16 protein-coding genes are annotated in these 15864 nt (G+C 66.2%); 7 read left to right on the top strand and 9 right to left on the bottom strand.

Annotation, left to right across the window (positions count from 1 at the left end):
- Positions 1 to 13 precede the first annotated feature (13 nt).
- Both lptG and lptF read right to left on the bottom strand, forming a co-directional pair.
- Positions 14 to 1123 carry an LPS export ABC transporter permease LptG gene (gene lptG / locus HND92_RS10640; protein WP_015913265.1) on the bottom strand — a complete coding sequence of 370 codons (1110 nt, stop codon included), beginning with the start codon at positions 1121 to 1123 and terminating at the stop codon, positions 14 to 16.
- Complete coding sequence (gene lptF / locus HND92_RS10635; RefSeq protein ID WP_172206942.1) at positions 1120 to 2211, bottom strand: LPS export ABC transporter permease LptF; 1092 nt, start codon at positions 2209 to 2211, stop codon at positions 1120 to 1122. The genes lptG and lptF overlap by 4 nt, the downstream gene beginning before the upstream one ends.
- Before the next feature lie 23 nt (positions 2212 to 2234).
- Between lptF and HND92_RS10630 the strand changes: the two genes are divergently transcribed.
- The 4 genes from HND92_RS10630 (at position 2235) to HND92_RS10615 (ending at position 5847) form a co-directional block, all read left to right on the top strand.
- Positions 2235 to 3725 carry a leucyl aminopeptidase gene (locus tag HND92_RS10630; protein ID WP_172209265.1) on the top strand — a complete coding sequence of 497 codons (1491 nt, stop codon included), beginning with the start codon at positions 2235 to 2237 and terminating at the stop codon, positions 3723 to 3725.
- 26 nt (positions 3726 to 3751) lie between these two features.
- A complete protein-coding gene (locus tag HND92_RS10625) occupies positions 3752 to 4189 on the top strand; it encodes a DNA polymerase III subunit chi (protein WP_172206941.1) in 438 nt (145 codons plus the stop codon).
- On the top strand, positions 4189 to 4593 hold the full coding sequence (locus HND92_RS10620; RefSeq protein WP_172209263.1) for a hypothetical protein: 405 nt from the start codon (positions 4189 to 4191) through the stop codon (positions 4591 to 4593). Before HND92_RS10625 ends, HND92_RS10620 begins: the two co-directional genes overlap by 1 nt.
- Before the next feature lie 120 nt (positions 4594 to 4713).
- Positions 4714 to 5847, top strand: coding sequence for a branched-chain amino acid ABC transporter substrate-binding protein (locus HND92_RS10615; protein ID WP_172206940.1), 1134 nt, complete (start codon positions 4714 to 4716; stop codon positions 5845 to 5847).
- A 90-nt stretch (positions 5848 to 5937) separates the two neighbouring features.
- On the opposite strand, the gene HND92_RS10610 is transcribed toward HND92_RS10615, so the two are convergent.
- The gene (locus HND92_RS10610) at positions 5938 to 6945 is read right to left on the bottom strand and encodes a D-2-hydroxyacid dehydrogenase family protein (RefSeq protein WP_172206939.1); all 1008 of its coding nucleotides are present in this window, start codon (positions 6943 to 6945) and stop codon (positions 5938 to 5940) included.
- 262 nt (positions 6946 to 7207) lie between these two features.
- Between HND92_RS10610 and HND92_RS10605 the strand changes: the two genes are divergently transcribed.
- From HND92_RS10605 to HND92_RS10595, 3 genes are all read left to right on the top strand, one after another.
- On the top strand, positions 7208 to 7720 hold the full coding sequence (locus tag HND92_RS10605) for a hypothetical protein (RefSeq protein ID WP_172209261.1): 513 nt from the start codon (positions 7208 to 7210) through the stop codon (positions 7718 to 7720).
- A gap of 135 nt (positions 7721 to 7855) precedes the next feature.
- On the top strand, positions 7856 to 8608 hold the full coding sequence (locus tag HND92_RS10600; RefSeq protein WP_123675797.1) for a 2OG-Fe dioxygenase family protein: 753 nt from the start codon (positions 7856 to 7858) through the stop codon (positions 8606 to 8608).
- A gap of 94 nt (positions 8609 to 8702) precedes the next feature.
- Complete coding sequence (locus tag HND92_RS10595) at positions 8703 to 9143, top strand: universal stress protein (protein WP_015913273.1); 441 nt, start codon at positions 8703 to 8705, stop codon at positions 9141 to 9143.
- A 95-nt stretch (positions 9144 to 9238) separates the two neighbouring features.
- Here the strand turns inward: HND92_RS10595 and HND92_RS10590 are convergent, their stop codons facing one another.
- The 6 genes from HND92_RS10590 to HND92_RS10565 form a co-directional block, all read right to left on the bottom strand.
- Positions 9239 to 10231 carry a tripartite tricarboxylate transporter substrate binding protein gene (locus HND92_RS10590; protein ID WP_011805179.1) on the bottom strand — a complete coding sequence of 331 codons (993 nt, stop codon included), beginning with the start codon at positions 10229 to 10231 and terminating at the stop codon, positions 9239 to 9241.
- Positions 10232 to 10380: 149 nt separating this feature from the next.
- On the bottom strand, positions 10381 to 11565 hold the full coding sequence (bktB, locus tag HND92_RS10585; RefSeq protein ID WP_011805180.1) for a beta-ketothiolase BktB: 1185 nt from the start codon (positions 11563 to 11565) through the stop codon (positions 10381 to 10383).
- 109 nt (positions 11566 to 11674) lie between these two features.
- Positions 11675 to 12457 carry an SDR family NAD(P)-dependent oxidoreductase gene (locus tag HND92_RS10580; RefSeq protein ID WP_172206938.1) on the bottom strand — a complete coding sequence of 261 codons (783 nt, stop codon included), beginning with the start codon at positions 12455 to 12457 and terminating at the stop codon, positions 11675 to 11677.
- A 31-nt stretch (positions 12458 to 12488) separates the two neighbouring features.
- Entirely contained in the window at positions 12489 to 13157 is a 669-nt protein-coding gene (locus HND92_RS10575) for an RluA family pseudouridine synthase (protein ID WP_172209259.1), read from the bottom strand.
- A 55-nt stretch (positions 13158 to 13212) separates the two neighbouring features.
- Positions 13213 to 15375, bottom strand: coding sequence for an ATP-binding protein (locus tag HND92_RS10570; protein WP_172206937.1), 2163 nt, complete (start codon positions 15373 to 15375; stop codon positions 13213 to 13215).
- A gap of 75 nt (positions 15376 to 15450) precedes the next feature.
- A complete protein-coding gene (locus HND92_RS10565) occupies positions 15451 to 15852 on the bottom strand; it encodes an FKBP-type peptidyl-prolyl cis-trans isomerase (protein WP_172206936.1) in 402 nt (133 codons plus the stop codon).
- Positions 15853 to 15864 lie beyond the last annotated feature (12 nt).

Raw genomic sequence — 15864 nt, 5'->3', positions numbered from 1 at the left:
TACTGCGGTGGGTCTAGCGCCTCAATACCAGCCATCCAAACGCTGCCAGTGAAAGCACGGAATAGATCAGGCCCGGCGCGGCCGCGGTCAGCCAAGGCGACCAGTTCTGCAGATTGCCCGCGAAGCCGAACACATTGTTCAGCAGGAAGAAGCTGATGCCCGCCATCACCCCGCCGAACACATAGCCCGCAATGCCCCCCGAGCGGAAATGCAGGTAGGCGAAGGGCAGGGAGAGCACTACCATCACCAGGCAGCTCAAGGGGTAGAAGACCTTGCGCCAGAACTCGATCTCGTAGCGCTGTGCCGACTGGCCGTTGGCCTCCAGGTGGCGTACGAAGCGGAACAGTTCGATCGTCGCCATCTTGTCCGGCTTGAGCAGCGACGCGGCCACCATGTCGGGGCTGATGCGTGTGGGCCAACGCAACGTGGGCTCTTGCAGGCGCGACACGCGCATGCCGCCATCGGCCTCGGCCTCAAAAAGGGTGCGCTCGACCTGCTGCAGATTCCACGCATCGCGGGCGTCGTCGAAGGTGGCCTGTTCCGCCTGGATGGTAGCGGCGACGCGTCCGCGCGCATCGAACTCGAACACCCGCACGCCGCGCATGGCGCCATTGGGGTCCACGGCACGCACATTCACAGCGATCGAATGGTCGCCCTGGCGCTCCTTCAGCCATGCGCCCGTGGCGCCAGTGCTGATCTGGCCCAGCCGGCGGGCTTTCACGAGAGAGGCCGCTTTTTCGCTCGCCGGGGCAATGTAGTCCCCGACGATGACTGTGACCATGACGAACGCGCAGCCGAGCATCAGCAGCGTGCTCAGCGCCCGCCAGGGTCCCAGCCCACTGGTGCGCATGATGGTGAACTCCGAACTCTGCGCCAACCGTGCCATCACGAAGATGGTGCCGATCAGCACGGTGATGGGCAGCAGTTCGTAGAGGTGCTGCGGCAGGCTCAGCGCCACGAACAGCAGCGCGTGCGAGAGCTGGTAGCCATTGGCGCCCGCGCGGCCCACCCAGCGTAGCTCGTCCACCATGTCGAAGAAGAAGAACAGCGCGAGGAAGGCGAGGGTGACGAAGGCCACACCCACGACGACTTCGCGGTAGATGAAGCGGCGGATGGTTTTCATGCCGTCCTCCTGCCCAGCAGGCTGCGCAGCGACCAGTGGTTGTGGCGCGCGGCGAGGAGCAGCAGGCCCAGGGCCAGGGTACCGCCGTGCAGCATCAGCATGAACGGTAGCAAGCCCAGCCTGCCCACGCCGATCCATGTCTGTCCAACGGTCATGAAGTTGTAGTACACGACGAAGGCGAACAGTGCGAACACCAGGCTGGTGCTGCGCCCCGCCCGCGGGTTGACGACGGCCACCGCCAGGCCCAGGACGACGAAGTTCAACGCGGCCAGCGCCATGCCGATGCGCCAGCCCAGTTCCGCCTGGTGGCGCGGCTGCGGGTCGCTAACCAGCTCCCAGGTGTCGCGGGTCTTGATGGAGGCCGCCTCGGGGTCGTTCTGCGATCCGCCACCCACAAGCGTGCCGTACTCGGCAAATTCACTGACGCGCAGGCCCGGCTTGTCCCGCAGCGTCTCCAGCCGCTGCCCGTTGCTCAACAGCGCCATGCGTTCGCCATTGCGGATCTCCAGGCGCGCGCTTTGCGCGGAGGTGACGGTTTCGCGGTTGGGTTCGTTGGTGGCAATGAAAACGTTGCTGGCCGAGTTGGCATCCGGTGCGTCCTTGTCAATGAAGAACACGCGTGAGCCATTGGAGGATTCCTGGAATTCCCCGGGCGCGATACGGTCCACGTCGCTGCGCTGCTCGTATTGCGTCTTGAGCTCCTGGATCTGCCGGTTGGCCCAGGGCCAGACCACGAGCGACAGCGCGGCGATGGTCAGCATGACGGGCCAGGAAAACCGGAACAGCGGTGCCAGCAGGCTCATCAGTCCGCGCCCTGCCGAAAACCAGATGACCATCTCGCTGTCGCGGTACATGCGCGACAGCGCCCCCACCACCGTGACGAACAGGCTCAGGCTGAGGATGGTGGGCAGTTGTCCCAGCACCGTGAAACCCATGACCAGCATCACGTCGGAAGGGTTCACGCTGCCCCGGGATGCCTGGCCCAGCGTACGGATCAGCATCATGGTCATCACGACGGTGACCAGAACCACCAGGGTCGCGCCGAAGGTGCGGGCCAGCTCCTTGCGAATGGATGAATCGAATAACATTGGCTCGAAGGAAAACGCTGATTATGAACTTCGAACTGAAGACGCTTTCGCTGGCTGCCGCTGCTGCGCACAAATGCGACCTGCTGGTGGTGTTGGTGCCTGAAGGCTTCCTGCCGGGCAGCGACGTGCTGTCGACCATGGTTGAGCATGCGCTCAAGCAAGGCGATCTGGAGGTGAAGCCGGGCAAGCTCCTGCAGTGCTACGCCCCCGCCGGTGTTGCGGCGCGCCGGGTTGTGCTGCTGGGGTGCGGTGCGGCCGATGCACATGCGGTGCGCCAGGCCATGCAAGCCTTATCCCCCTCGTTCAAGTTGCCGTCGGTCAAGCGCATGGCGCTGGTGTTTGGAACCTCGGCCCAGCGGGGCGCCATCGGCGCTGCGGTGCGTGCGGTGGCCGATGGGAGCTATGTCTATACGGCCACCAAAACCAAGGCTGAGCCGCGTGCCTTGCTGCGTGTCACCCTGGGCGTGCCCGATGCGGGTGCGGTGCAGCCGGAGTTCGCCACGGCCACGGCCGTGGCGGCCGGTGTAGAGTTTGCGCGCGAGTGGGCCAATCGCCCTGCCAACCATGCGACCCCCACGCTGGTGGCCAATGCCGCCAAGACGCTTGCGAAATACCCCGGCGTCCAGTGCCAGGTGCTGGGCCCTGCCGAGGTGGCCAAGCTGGGCATGGGGGCGTTTCTGGCGGTGGCTCAAGGGTCCGACCAGCCGCTTCGCCTGGTGGAATTGCGCTACAACGGCGCGGCCCGCACGCAGGCTCCCGTGGTGCTGGTGGGCAAGGGCATCACGTTCGACACCGGGGGGATCTCGCTGAAGCCCGCGGCGGAGATGGACGAGATGAAGTTCGACATGGGCGGGGCGGCGAGCGTCCTGGGCGTGTTCCGGGCGCTGGCGGAACTCCGGCCGGCGATCAACGTGGTGGGCCTCATTCCCGCGTGCGAAAACATGCCCGATGGCAAAGCGGTCAAGCCCGGCGATGTCGTGACGAGCATGAGCGGCCAGACCATCGAAATCCTCAACACAGACGCAGAAGGGCGTTTGGTCCTGTGCGACGCGCTGACCTACGCGGCACGCTTCAAGCCAGCCGCCGTGGTGGACATTGCCACATTGACAGGCGCTTGTGTGGTGGCGCTTGGTGGCCTGCGCAGCGGACTGTTTGCCTCCGATGACCTGTTGGCGGAACAGCTCCTATCGGCAGGCGATGCCGCGCTCGACCCCTGCTGGCGCATGCCGCTCGACGACGAATATGCCGAGGGGCTCAAGAGCAATTTTGCCGACCTGGCCAATGTGGCCGGGCGCGCAGGCGGCGCCATCACGGCGGCCAAGTTCCTCCAAAGTTTTGTGGGGGACATTCCCTGGGCCCATCTGGATATTGCCGGCACCGCCTGGAAGAGCGGGGCCGCCAAGGGAGCGACAGGCCGGCCCGTGGGGCTGTTGCTGCATTACCTGCTGGCAACGGCATCTGCGCCTGCAGCCAGGCGCAAGGCGATTTCTCCCAGGCGTACGCGGGTGGCGTGATGGGCGCGCCCGCAGGTGCCGCAGGCATGACCGAAGTGGCGTTTCATTTCAATGCGCCAGACAAGCTGGCCTATGTCTGCCGCCTGGCGCGCAAGGCGACGCGCCATGACGTGCATGTGGTGATTACGGGAGCCGCGCAGGATCTGCGGCGGCTCGACCGCATGCTATGGGCCTTGGGGCCTACCGATTTCGTTGCCCATTGCCTCGAAGATGCGGGCGCCGAGATGCTGCAGCTGTCCCCCGTCGTGCTGGCCACGGATCCGAGCGCCTGCGGCCATCGCGACCTGCTGGTGAATGTGGGAGACACGGTTCCCGAAGGGTTTGCGCAGTTCGCCAAGCTGGTGGAGGTGGTGAGCCAATCCGACCAGGAGGACCGCAGCCGGGCCCGCGATCGCTGGCGCCACTACGCGGCGCATGGCTACGACATCGTCCGCCACGACCTGGTACTACGAGAGGGGTCATGATGGCCGGACCACACAAGACACCGCCGAGATTCGTGCCTACGCTCACCGACGTGGTGCACATGCCCGCCGAGGGGCCGCCGGTGGTAGTGCAGTTGGAGCCTGCGCCTGCCCCCCCGCAGGCCCAGGCGCAAGCTTTACAGGCGTCGCCTGCATCTCCATCCTTGCCGGATCGCGTGGTGGACGATGGCCAGCCGCGGCACTTCGAGGAATACATGGTGCACCGCGTCATGCAGCGTGTGGATATGGTGCTCGATCAACATCTGCGCAAGGCGATCGCGCAGGTCGTGCAGGAGCAAACGCGATTCCTGGTGCCCCGCCTGCGCGCAGAGGTCGAAACGGTGGTGCGGCATGCTGTCTATGAGGCGCTGGCGCAAGAGTTGGCCGGCGACCACGACGCCGTTTGACCCCGTGATCGGGTATTCACGGGTGTCGTTTCGTTGGGAGACTTCTCATGTTCCCATTACGATAAGTTCCTAGCCGCTGGTTCATTGTTTCCAGCGTTTTTTCTGAAATTGGAGACCTACATGCAACTGAAATTGAAGCTGACCGTAGCCGCCGCGATCGCAGCAGTTGCCGGCATGGCTGCCGCCCAGGACGTGACGGTGGTGAAGATCGGCAACGTCGCCCCGATGTCCGGTCCGCAGGCGCACTATGGCAAGGACATCGAAAACGGCGTGCGCATGGCGATCGACGACATGAACGCCCAGGGCGTGGTCATCGGCGGCAAGAAAGTCAAGCTGGAACTGGTCAACGAGGACGATGCGTCCGACCCCAAGCAGGGCACCGCGGCCGCGCAGAAGCTGTGCGACGCCAAGGTCGCAGGCGTCGTGGGCCACCTGAATTCCGGCACCACCATTCCCGCCTCCAAGGTCTACAACGACTGCGGTATTCCCCACGTCACGGGCGCGGCCACCAACCCCAGCCTGACCAAGCCCGGCTACAAGACCACGTTCCGCATCATCGCCAACGACAACGCGCTGGGCGTGGGCCTTGCGATGTATGCGGCGGAAACGCTCAAGCTCAAGAGCGTGGCCGTGGTCGATGACCGCACGGCCTATGGCCAGGGTGTTGCCAACGTGTTCAAGCGCGCGGCGACCGAGAAGGGCATCAAGGTGGTCGACGAGCAGTTCACCACGGACAAGGCCACAGACTTCATGGCCATCCTCACGGCCATCAAGGCCAAGAACCCCGACGGCGTCTTCTTCGGCGGCATGGACCCGCAGGCAGGTCCCATGCTGCGCCAGATGGAGCAGCTTGGCATGGCCAACGTCAAGTACTTCGGCGGCGACGGCATCTGCACCACCGAGCTGCCCAGACTCGCGGCGGGCGCCAAGACGATCGGCAACGTCATCTGTGCCGAGGGCGGCGCGTCGCTCGCCAAGATGCCTGGCGGCCTGGAGTGGAAGAAGCGCTATGACGCCAAGTACCCCGGCCAGTACGTGCTCTACAGCCCCTACAAGTACGACGCCACCATGCTGCTCGTCGATGCCATGAAGCGCGCTGGCTCGTGGGACCCGAAGGTGTACATCCCCGAACTGCTCAAGTCCAACTACAAGGGCGTGACGGCCAATATCAAGTTCGAGCCGAATGGCGAGCTCGTGAACCCCGCCATCACGCTGTACGTGTACAAGGATGGCAAGAAGGCGCCGCTGAACTGACCGGCGTATCCGCCAGGCGGCACATGCGGTGCTGCCTGGATGCAAAAGGGGCTTCGATGAAGCCCCTTTTGCATGCCTGCACGCACGCTTTCAGCGGCGTACCTGCAGGGCTCCCGGATTGACGATGTTGGTGGGCGTTCCCTTAATGTAATTCACGACATTGTCGAAGGCGGAACCGAAATAAAGCTCGTAGCTGTCCTGCTCCACATAGCCGATATGGGGGGTGCAGATGCAGTTCTCCAGCCGCAGGAGGGCGTGCCCTTGCAGGATGGGCTCGCTCTCGAAGACATCCACGGCGGCCATGCCGGGGCGCCCGCGGTTGAGCCCGGCGATCAGCGCGTCGGGTTCTATGAGCTCCGCGCGCGAGGTGTTCACGAGCAGCGCCGTCGGCTTCATACACGACAGGTCGTCGAGCGTCACGAGGCCGCGCGTCTCGTCCGTGAGCCGGATGTGCAGCGACACCACGTCGCATTGCGAAAAGAACTCCGCCCGCGTCGCGGCCACCTGCAGCCCGTCGCTGAGCGCCTGTGCACGCGACGCCTCCCGGCCCCAAACGCGGACGTTCATGCCGAACGCGCGGCCGTATCCGGCGACGATCTGCCCGATGCGGCCATAGCCCCAGATGCCCAGGGTCTTACCGCGCAGTATGCAGCCCAGCCCGAAGTTGGGCGGCATCGAGGCGGTGCGCAGTCCCGATTGCTGCCAGGCGCCATGCTTGAGGTTGGCGATGTACTGGGGCAGGCGGCGCATGGCGGCCATGATGAGCGCCCAGGTCAGCTCCGCGGGCGCCACGGGCGAGCTCACGCCCTCGGCCACGGCGATGCCGTGCTCGGTGCAGGCGGCGAGGTCGATGTGCGAGCCTACCCGCCCCGTCTGCGCGATGAGCTTGAGCCGCGGCAGCTTCTCCACCAACTGCCGCGTGATCTGCGTGCGATCGCGGATCAGCACGATGATATCTGCGTCCCGCAAGCGCACCGATAGCTGCCCCAACCCCTTGACGGTGTTCGTGTAGACCTTTGCGGAGTAGGGGTCCAACCGTGCCGCGCAATGCAGCTTGCGCACGGCGTCCTGGTAATCGTCGAGTATTACGATGTTCATCTTGTCCACTTACTGCGCACACAGTGGCGCAGCTTTGTTTCTCTGCAATGGTTCCAACGGAGCGCATTGCCGGTCTCAATGGATCATTGTCGCTGATAAGAAAACCTGTGCAGCGTAGATCCACCGACAAGCACCAGGCGCATTACCGTGGCGAATACGCTATTGCTTACATCTTTCAGAGAGTATCTGCGCCTTTTTCCCATTTGTGCAGTTACAAATGGCCGTGCATTCCACCAGTTTGTTTTCGGCATCAGCAATCACCATGAAAAACCGCGAGCCTCACTCACTCTCCTCAACCCTCCAACTGGCCCGTGGTTTGGCCATGGCCTTGGCCGTGGCAGCCTTCGCCGGTGGCGTAGCAGCCCAGACCTACATCAACGCCACGGTGGGTGGGCAAATCGCTCCCGGCGTCTATGGCCGCGTGGATATCGGCAACAGCGCGCCTGCGCTGCTGTACCCGCAGCCGGTGGTGATCGCTCCTCCCGCGGTGTATGTTCCCCGTTCGCCCATCTATATGTATGTGCCGCCGGGCCATGCCAAGAACTGGTCCAAGCACTGCGCGCGCTACTCTGCTTGCGGTCAACCCGTGTATTTCGTGAAGGAGCCCCCGCGCCGGCCCGGCAAATTCCGCGATGACCGCGACCGGTTCGATGGCCGTTCGTTTGACGATGGCCGCGGCCACTGGAACGGCCGCGACCGGGATGATGACCATCGCGGCCGTGGGAATGGAAAAGGCAACGGCAACGGCCGAGGCCACGGGCGCGGTGATCGCTGAGGCAGGCGTGAAGCCTGGCATCTGATGGCCGCAGCACGATGAGGGCTCAGGCTTTTCGAGGGAGGCATTTCCCTCCCGAAGTTTTCGAGCCAACACTGCGTGTGCTCGGCGGTGTTGCCTTAAGCTTGTGTGCCTATGGCACATGTGACGTTCTCCCCTCCCTATACACCGCCCTCACAGGTCGTCGCGCAGTTGCGTGACCGGGGTTATGCGGTGCTGCAACCCCGGGACACAGCAACATGGGTGGGATGTGCCTTGAACGATTTGCAGGCCCTGGCGGCCGACTGGTCGGATCTGCCCCCGGATGACTACCTCAAGGACGGAGGCCGGTACCGCAGGCGGCGCCACTCCTGCTTCATTGTCGAGGGCCCCGCCGTGAAACAAGCACCGCACCGCGCGCACTGGCAGCCGGTGGAGTACAACGCGCTGCACGGAGGGCTGCAGCGCTGGTTTGCGCCCATGCGTGACGAAACGGTGGCTCGACCGGTGTGGCGGCAACTCATGCAGGCGGCTGCGGGCCTCTCGCAAGCGATGTGCGGGCAGCCGTCTCAACCCTGCTACATCGAAGCACATCAGTTCCGCATTGACACCGAGGGCGGCATCGGCCGTCCGACACCCGAAGGCGCGCACCGCGACGGCGTGGACCTGGTGGCGGTGTTCCTGGTAAGCCGCCAGGGCATCAAGGGTGGAGAGACCCGCATCTTCGAAGCCACGGGCCCGAATGGACAGCGGTTTACCTTGAGCGAGCCCTGGTCCGTCATGCTGCTGGACGATGCGCGCATGATCCATGAAACCACACCCATCCAGCCCACCGAAGATGGCGGCTGGCGCGATACCCTGGTGGTTACCTGCCGGGGCGGTGGCTTTCAAGGGGATGCGTCCCAATAATTGATGCGAATCAAGCCTTGAAGGCCGCGTACGCATCACACTCGTTGTTGTTGCGGGCCTTCCAGGCCTGCCACCCTAACCAAAAGGAGGTTCCATGTTCAAGCACATTCTGATTCCCGTCGATGGCTCGGAGACGTCCATGAAGGCCGTGGCCAAGGCGGCAGCGCTGGCCAAGACCTTCGGCAGCGCCGTGACGGCGCTGTACGTGATCGACCCTTATCCCTTCACGGGGGTGGGCGCCGATTTCGCCTACGGCCAGGCGCAATACCTCAGTGCCGCGACGGCCGAGGCGAACACGGCCCTGGACGCCGCCAAGGCCGCTGTCACCCAGGCAGGGGTGGCCAGCGTCAACACCATGGTAGGCGAGGGGCATGCGATCCACGACGGCATCCAGCGCGCCGTCGAGAGCACGGGCGCGGACCTCATCGTGATGGGATCGCACGGTCGCCGCGGGCTGGAAAAATTGGTGTTGGGCAGCGTCACACAGCGCGTGCTGGGCGTGGCCCACGTGCCGGTGCTGGTCGTGCGGGATTGACCCGGGGCGTACGTCGCCACACATGAAAACGGCTCGCAACGCGAGCCGTTGTCTTTTCGCGCCCCGGTCACGGAACGGGGCGCTGCGAGCACAGGTTACTCAATCCGTGCACCCGAGGCTTCCACGATACCCTTCCACTGCCCGTATTCGTTTTTGAGCAGGGTCGAGAACTGTTCCGGCGACATGGCCTGCGGCTCTGCGCCTTGCGCCTGGATGGCAGCCTTCATGTCCGCGGTGGCGAGCAGCTTGTTGACTTCCGCGTTGAGCGTGTTCACCACGGCTGGCGGCGTGCCTGCCGGCGCCAGCACGCCGTACCAGGTGCTCACGTCAAAGCCCTTGAAGCCGGACTCGGCCACCGTGGGCACGTCGGGCAGCGACGAACTGCGCTTGGCCGAGGTGACCGCCAACGGGCGCAGCTTGCCCGCCTTGATCTGACCCATGGCCGAGGGCAGCGACGAAACCAGCAGTTCCACATTGCCGGCCAAAGCATCCATGAGTGCCGGGTTGGAGCCTTTGTAGGGCACGTGGCTCAGCTTGATGCCGGCAGCTTTCTCGAACAGGTCGCCCGCCAGGTGAATGGAGGTGCCGTTGCCGGGCGAGCCATAAGTGACGGTGCCCGGCGCGGCCTTGGCGGCCGCCACCACGTCGGCCAAAGATTTGTACTTGGAGTTGACACTCGTGGCGATGACCACGGGCGTGTACGCCACGTGGGCCACGGCCGTCAGGTCCTTGGTGGGGTCCCACGGCAGGTTCTTGTACAGCCAGGGGCCGATGACCAGGTTGTCCTTCTGGCCCATGACGATGTCATAGCCTGTGGGAGCGGCCTTCACCGCCTCGGTAATGCCGATGGTGCCGCCAGCCCCCGGCTTGTTGTCGGCCACCACGGTCCATTTGTTGGCTTCCGTCAGCTTGGCGGCGACCAGGCGGGCCAGGATGTCGGTGCCGCCGCCGGGCGGGAAGGGCACGATCAAACGGATGGGCTTGGCGGGATAGGCGCCGGCAGCGGGTGCACTGGTCTGGGCATGGGCGGGCATAGCGCCCAATGCACAGGCGAGGGTGGCAAGAGAAAGGATATGTCGACGAAGCATGGGGAAAAAGTCTCCTGGAGAACCTGGTATGGAACATGGCGCATCTGGCGCGCGCCCGCCTGGATGATGGCCCAGCCATCGTGGGCCGCACCGTGCCGAAGCGCGCGCATGCCATCGCCATCGGCGATGGCGGGGCGGGGCGAGGCGTCTCAGAGGCGCTCGAAAATGGCCGCGATGCCTTGCCCACCGCCGATGCACATGGTCACCAGCGCGTACCGGCCCTGGATGCGCTGCAGTTCGTGCAGTGCCTTCACGGTGATCAGCGCACCGGTGGCGCCGATGGGATGGCCCAGCGAAATGCCCGACCCGTTGGGGTTGACCTTGGCCGGGTCCAGGCCCAGGTCGCGCGTGACGGCGCAGGCCTGCGCGGCAAAGGCCTCGTTGGCCTCGATCACGTCCAGGTCGTTGACCGTGAGGCCTGCCTTCTTGAGCGCCAACTGCGTCGCGGGCACGGGGCCGATGCCCATGTACTTCGGGTCCACGCCCGCATGGGCGTAGGCCACCAAGCGCGCCAAAGGCTTTGCGCCACGGGCCTGCGCTGCCTTGGCATCCATCAGCACCACAGCGGCAGCCGCATCGTTGATGCCCGAGGCATTGCCCGCCGTCACCGTGCCGTTGTCTTTCGCAAACACGGGCTTGAGCTTGGCCATGTCGTCCAGTGTCGCGCCGGCGCGGAAGTGCTCGTCGGTGGCGTATTGCACCTCGCCCTTCTTGCTCTTGAGGGTGACCGGGACGATCTGGTCCTTGAAGTAGCCCGCTGCCGTGGCACGCTCGGCACGGTTGTGGCTCTCCACGGCCAGGCGGTCCTGGTCTTCGCGCGTGATGCCCCACTTGGCGGCGATGTTCTCGGCAGTCACGCCCATGTGGATGTTGTGGAAGGGGTCGTGCAGGGCGCCGATCATCATGTCGATCATCTTGAAGTCGCCCATGCGCGCGCCCCAGCGGCTGGCGAGGCTCGCGTAGGGTGCGCGGCTCATCACCTCCGCGCCGCCGCCGATGGCCACGTCGGCATCGCCCAGCTGGATGGTCTGTGCGGCCGACACGATGGCCTGCAAGCCCGAGCCGCACAGGCGGTTCACGTTGAACGCGGGCGTGCCCTCGGCGCAGCCGCCCTGGATGGCCGCCACGCGCGAGAGGTACATGTCCTTGGGCTCGGTGTTCACCACGTGGCCAAACACCACATGGCCGACGTCCTTGCCGTCCACTTGCGCGCGAGCCAGCGACGCGCGCACCACAAGCGCGCCCAGCTCGGTGGGCGGAACGTCCTTCAGGCTACCGCCAAAGGTGCCAATGGCGGTGCGCACGGCACTGACTACGACGACGTCACGGGACATGGTTTTCTCCTGTAATGGTTTTGAATCAAATTAGGCTCTAGCGCTTATTGGATAAGCGCTAGCAGCTACAAAATGCATAGTAATGGTTGCACTGCGCCGGGGCACGGCATCAGGCCTCGCGCACGTCGGCCACGGGGTTGGCGCCGAAGTCTGTACGCTGCAGCCAGGCGAGCACGCGGGCAGCCGCGGCGTCTGGCGAGGTGAGCATGCCGCCCGTCTTGAGGGCGGCGAAGTTCTGCACATCCGGAAAGTCGGCCGGGTTGGCGCCGCGCAGCTGGATCTGCATGTCGGTGTCGATCACACCGGGAGCCAGCGAGCATACCTTGGCGCCGTGGGGCTTGGCGGCTTCGTCCAGCGCCAGGCACCGCGTGAAATGGTCCATGCCGGCCTTGGCCGCGCAGTAGCCCGACTGCGACGCCATGGCGCGACGCCCCAGCCCCGAAGAGATGTTCAGCACCCTGCGCGCCACGGAGTGGGGCGGTGCAGCCCAGCCTTCGGTCGCGCCCAGGAAGGCGGCCGTCAGCAGCATCGGCGCCTCCAGTCCCACGCGCAGCGCGTTGGACAGCTCGGCCATGTCCTGCGGGCTGGCGCATGCCGACAGCGGCGCGATGCGGGGGATCACGCCGGCGTTGTTGATCAGCGTGGCGCTGGCGTATCGGCTGGCAGGCTGCGTGGCCAGCCATTCGCGCAGGCGCTGAGCGGCCTGCGCAGGCTGGGCCAGGTCCACGCTCCATTGCTCCAGCGTCGCGCCCTGCGGCACGGCCGTGGACAACGGCGCAGAGGTGCTGCGCGCCAGGCTGATCAGCGTGTTGCCGGGTTTCAGCAACTGGTGTGCCATGGCCAGGCCCATGCCGCGCGAGCCGCCGGTGAGGATGTAGAGGTGTTGCGTCATGCGGGCATGGTAACGGCCACGCACGCGGCGATCAAAACGGCGGTGCCGAGGCAAACGCGCACCAGCCACCCTGCAGCGGGTGCGCGAACTCCAGCACGCAGGCGTGCAGCAACAGGCGCGGTGCGCGGGCTTGTACCGACGCATCGGCATAGAGCTGGTCGCCCAGGATGGGGTGGCCCAGTGCCGCCAGGTGCACGCGCAGCTGGTGCGTGCGACCGGTGACGGGTTCCAGCTCCACGGAGGTGGTGTCGCCGGCGGCGTCGTGCGCCAGCACGCGCCAGCGCGTGAGGCTGGGCTGGCCGTGCGTGGCATCCACCACGCGCAGCGGACGGCGTTCCCAGTCCGCCGCGATGGGCAGCGCGATCTCGCCCCAGCCGTCCGCGTGCGCAGGGTCGGGCGGCGGCATGCGGCCCGCCACCACGGCGCGGTAGCGCTTGTGCACCAGCCGCTGGGCGAAGCTGTGGCTGAGGGCCCGCTGCATCGCGGCGCCCCGCGCCATGAGCACAAGTCCCGACGTGGGCTGGTCCAGCCGGTGCACGATGAGCGCGTCGGGCCACAGCGCCTGGGCACGCGTACTCAAGGCATCCTGTTTGTCGGGCCCCCGTCCGGGCACGCACAGCAATCCCGAGGGTTTCTCCAGCACCAGCAGCGTGTCGTCCACGTGCACGCTGCGGACGCCCTCTGATGGGCCGGCCGGCATACCCTGCAAAGGTGCATGCGCCCCCGCCGTCTGTACGGCCTGCGGCGCTGTCAACTCAACCGCCATGGGCCAGCCGGTCCACGGTCGCGCACAGCTCTTCCACGTCATCGGGCTTGTGGATCAGCGCGCGTGCGCCTTCGGCCAGCGCGGCCTGTTCGATTTCCGCCGTCACATAGCCGGAGGCCAGGGCCACTGGCAGGTCGCTGCGGATGGTGCGGGCTGCGCGCACGAGATCCAGGCCCGAGTAGCCCGGCATGTTGTAGTCCGTCACCAGCAGGTCGTAGCGCTCGGGGTGGGCCTGCAGGGCGTCTGTGGCTTGGTGCGGGTCGGTGAAACCGCTGACCTCGTAGCCGCGGCGGCGCAGCAGGCGCTGCACCAGAAAGACCAGCGCCTGGTCGTCGTCCACGTACATCACGTGCAGCAGACGGTCTGTTGCCGGCGCCACCGCGGGCGGGCTGGCGGGCGCGACCGGCGCGGGAACTTCCGGCAGGGCGGCGACCATGGTGTACGACGCCACGGGAAAGTACAGCGTGAAGCGGCTGCCCTCGCCGGGTGCGCTGTGCACGTCCACGCCACCACCGTGGGTGCGCATCACGCCGTGCACCACCGCCAGTCCCAGGCCGGTGCCCTGGCCCACGGGCTTGGTGGTGAAGAAGGGTTCGAAGATGCGCGACTGGGTGGCGGCGTCCATGCCCGGGCCGTTGTCATGCACGCGCACGGCCACGTAGTCGCCCGCGCTCAGGCCCAGGCTTTCGCGCATGCGCTGGTCGGGCTGGATCAGCGCAGCATCCACGCGAATGCGGCCACGGCGGCTGCCGATGGCGTGCACGGCGTTGGTGCACAGGTTCAGCACCGCTTGCTCCACCTGCGTGGCATCCGCCAATACGGGGGGCAGGTCGGGGGGGACATGCACGGTCAGCTCGATCTCGGGGGGCAGCGTGACCCTCAGCAGCCGTTCGGTGTCGTGCACCACCTCTGCCAGGGTGACGGCGGCACGCTTGGGCGGCTCGTTGCGGCTGAAGGTGAGGATCTGGCGCACCAGGTCGCGGGCGCGCCGGCCGGCCTTGTCGATCTCCAGCAGGCTTTCGTACATCGGCGTGCCGGGCGGGCAATCGGCTTTGGCCAGCTCCACGTTGCCCAGGATCGCATGCAGGATGTTGTTGAAGTCGTGCGCGATGCCGCCGGCCATGGTGCCGACGGCCTGCATCTTGTGCGACTCGCGCAGTTGTCCCTCCAGCGCGTTGCGGCGGGCTTCTTCGCGCTTGCGGGCCGTGAGGTCGCGGGCAAACACGGTGGTGGTCTCGCCTTCCGCATGGCGCTCGAACGACACGCTGATCTCCACCGCCAGCTCCCGGCCCGATGCCGTGAGCGCCGTCATCTCCCCCAGCGCCGCCTGCGTGGTCAGTTGCGCGAACGCCAGCACCTGCTGGGCCTCGGGCAGAAAGCGGCTCAACGGGCTGCCCAGCGCGTCGCTGGTGGCGCACTGGAACAGCATCGCTGCCGTGGGATTGAACACGGTGATGCGCTCGTGCTGGTCCACGCAGATGATCGCGTCGAGCGCGGAGTTGATCACCGCTTCCAGCCGGCGCTCGCTGGTGTGCAGTTGCACGTTGCGCTCCTGCAGCTCCTGTGCGCTGCGCTGCAGGGCCTGGCGTTCGGCCAGCAGCGGCCCCTGGTCGATCACGGCGCACAGAAACTGCGTGAGCGGCGCGTCCTGCTCGGAGCGCGACTCGATGCGCGCGATGTGCAGGTCGCCAGTGATATGGCGGCCCTCGCTGATGTGGAACACAACCTCCGTGGCCTCGGCCGTGCCCACGGCCCGCGCCTGGTCGAAGGCCTCGCGCACACGCGGCGCGTGGCTGTCGCTCACGAAGAGCATCAGTGCCGTCAGGGGGCGGTCCGTCTCGCGCGGTTGGAACGAGCGCTGTGCCATGGAGTTGGCCTGGACCACCATGTCATGCTCGTCCACCACCATGAGCGACAGCGGCACGCTGGAAAACAGGGCCTCGAATCGCTCGGAAGCGCTTTCGGCCGCGGCCTGGCTGTAGCGCAGCACCTGGTTCTGCGCCTCCAGCTCGGCCTGTGAGGCGCGCAGCTGCGCAATCAGCTCGGCCACGTCGCCGCTGGCCCGTTGAGGGCCGCGGCGCTCCGGCTGCTCAGGGGGGGACGAGGCAGGCTCCGCGGCGGGAAACAGCAGGGACAGGTCGGGGCGGCTCATGGGAATCGGGCAATCCGCAGGCCTGCCAGTGTACGCGTCTGCCTGGTGCCCTACAGGCCGGTGCCGCTGCCTCGTTCAGCGGCGCACCGACAGCAGCTCGATCTCGAAATTCAGCGTGGCGTTGGGCGGAATCACGCCGCCCGCGCCGCGCGCGCCATACGCAATCGCCGGCGGGCAGGTGAGCTTGGCCTTACCGCCCGGCTTCATGCGCTGTACGCCTTCGGTCCAGCAGGGGATGACGCGGTTCAGGGGGAACTCGGTCGGCTCGCCGCGCTTGTAGGAGCTGTCGAACTCCTTGCCGTCGGGGAAGGTGCCGCGGTAGTGCACCTTGACGGTGTCGGTGGCCTTGGGTGATTCACCGCTGCCGTCCTTGAGCGACTCATAGACCAGGCCGCTGCCGGTGGTGACGGCAGGGGCCTGCGCCTGGGCTGCGGAGGCGAGGGCAAGCGATGCGAGCAGTGCGAAAAGGGGGCGCATGGGTCAAACGTT

This window comes from Diaphorobacter sp. JS3050 (assembly GCF_013154915.1).
In the GTDB taxonomy this organism is placed as follows: domain Bacteria; phylum Pseudomonadota; class Gammaproteobacteria; order Burkholderiales; family Burkholderiaceae_C; genus Diaphorobacter; species Diaphorobacter nitroreducens.
This window is presented reverse-complemented; position numbering and strand designations above follow the sequence as displayed.

What these genes read in the sequence shown, in the direction of transcription:
- lptG (WP_015913265.1), bottom strand. Translation starts at nt 1,123, where the DNA reads ATGAAAACCATCCGCCGCTTCATCTACCGCGAAGTCGTCGTGGGTGTG.
- lptF (WP_172206942.1), bottom strand. Translation starts at nt 2,211, where the DNA reads ATGTTATTCGATTCATCCATTCGCAAGGAGCTGGCCCGCACCTTCGGC.
- HND92_RS10630 (WP_172209265.1), top strand. Translation starts at nt 2,235, where the DNA reads ATGAACTTCGAACTGAAGACGCTTTCGCTGGCTGCCGCTGCTGCGCAC.
- HND92_RS10625 (WP_172206941.1), top strand. Translation starts at nt 3,752, where the DNA reads ATGACCGAAGTGGCGTTTCATTTCAATGCGCCAGACAAGCTGGCCTAT.
- HND92_RS10620 (WP_172209263.1), top strand. Translation starts at nt 4,189, where the DNA reads ATGGCCGGACCACACAAGACACCGCCGAGATTCGTGCCTACGCTCACC.
- HND92_RS10615 (WP_172206940.1), top strand. Translation starts at nt 4,714, where the DNA reads ATGCAACTGAAATTGAAGCTGACCGTAGCCGCCGCGATCGCAGCAGTT.
- HND92_RS10610 (WP_172206939.1), bottom strand. Translation starts at nt 6,945, where the DNA reads ATGAACATCGTAATACTCGACGATTACCAGGACGCCGTGCGCAAGCTG.
- HND92_RS10605 (WP_172209261.1), top strand. Translation starts at nt 7,208, where the DNA reads ATGAAAAACCGCGAGCCTCACTCACTCTCCTCAACCCTCCAACTGGCC.
- HND92_RS10600 (WP_123675797.1), top strand. Translation starts at nt 7,856, where the DNA reads ATGGCACATGTGACGTTCTCCCCTCCCTATACACCGCCCTCACAGGTC.
- HND92_RS10595 (WP_015913273.1), top strand. Translation starts at nt 8,703, where the DNA reads ATGTTCAAGCACATTCTGATTCCCGTCGATGGCTCGGAGACGTCCATG.
- HND92_RS10590 (WP_011805179.1), bottom strand. Translation starts at nt 10,231, where the DNA reads ATGCTTCGTCGACATATCCTTTCTCTTGCCACCCTCGCCTGTGCATTG.
- bktB (WP_011805180.1), bottom strand. Translation starts at nt 11,565, where the DNA reads ATGTCCCGTGACGTCGTCGTAGTCAGTGCCGTGCGCACCGCCATTGGC.
- HND92_RS10580 (WP_172206938.1), bottom strand. Translation starts at nt 12,457, where the DNA reads ATGACGCAACACCTCTACATCCTCACCGGCGGCTCGCGCGGCATGGGC.
- HND92_RS10575 (WP_172209259.1), bottom strand. Translation starts at nt 13,157, where the DNA reads ATGCCGGCCGGCCCATCAGAGGGCGTCCGCAGCGTGCACGTGGACGAC.
- HND92_RS10570 (WP_172206937.1), bottom strand. Translation starts at nt 15,375, where the DNA reads ATGAGCCGCCCCGACCTGTCCCTGCTGTTTCCCGCCGCGGAGCCTGCC.
- HND92_RS10565 (WP_172206936.1), bottom strand. Translation starts at nt 15,852, where the DNA reads ATGCGCCCCCTTTTCGCACTGCTCGCATCGCTTGCCCTCGCCTCCGCA.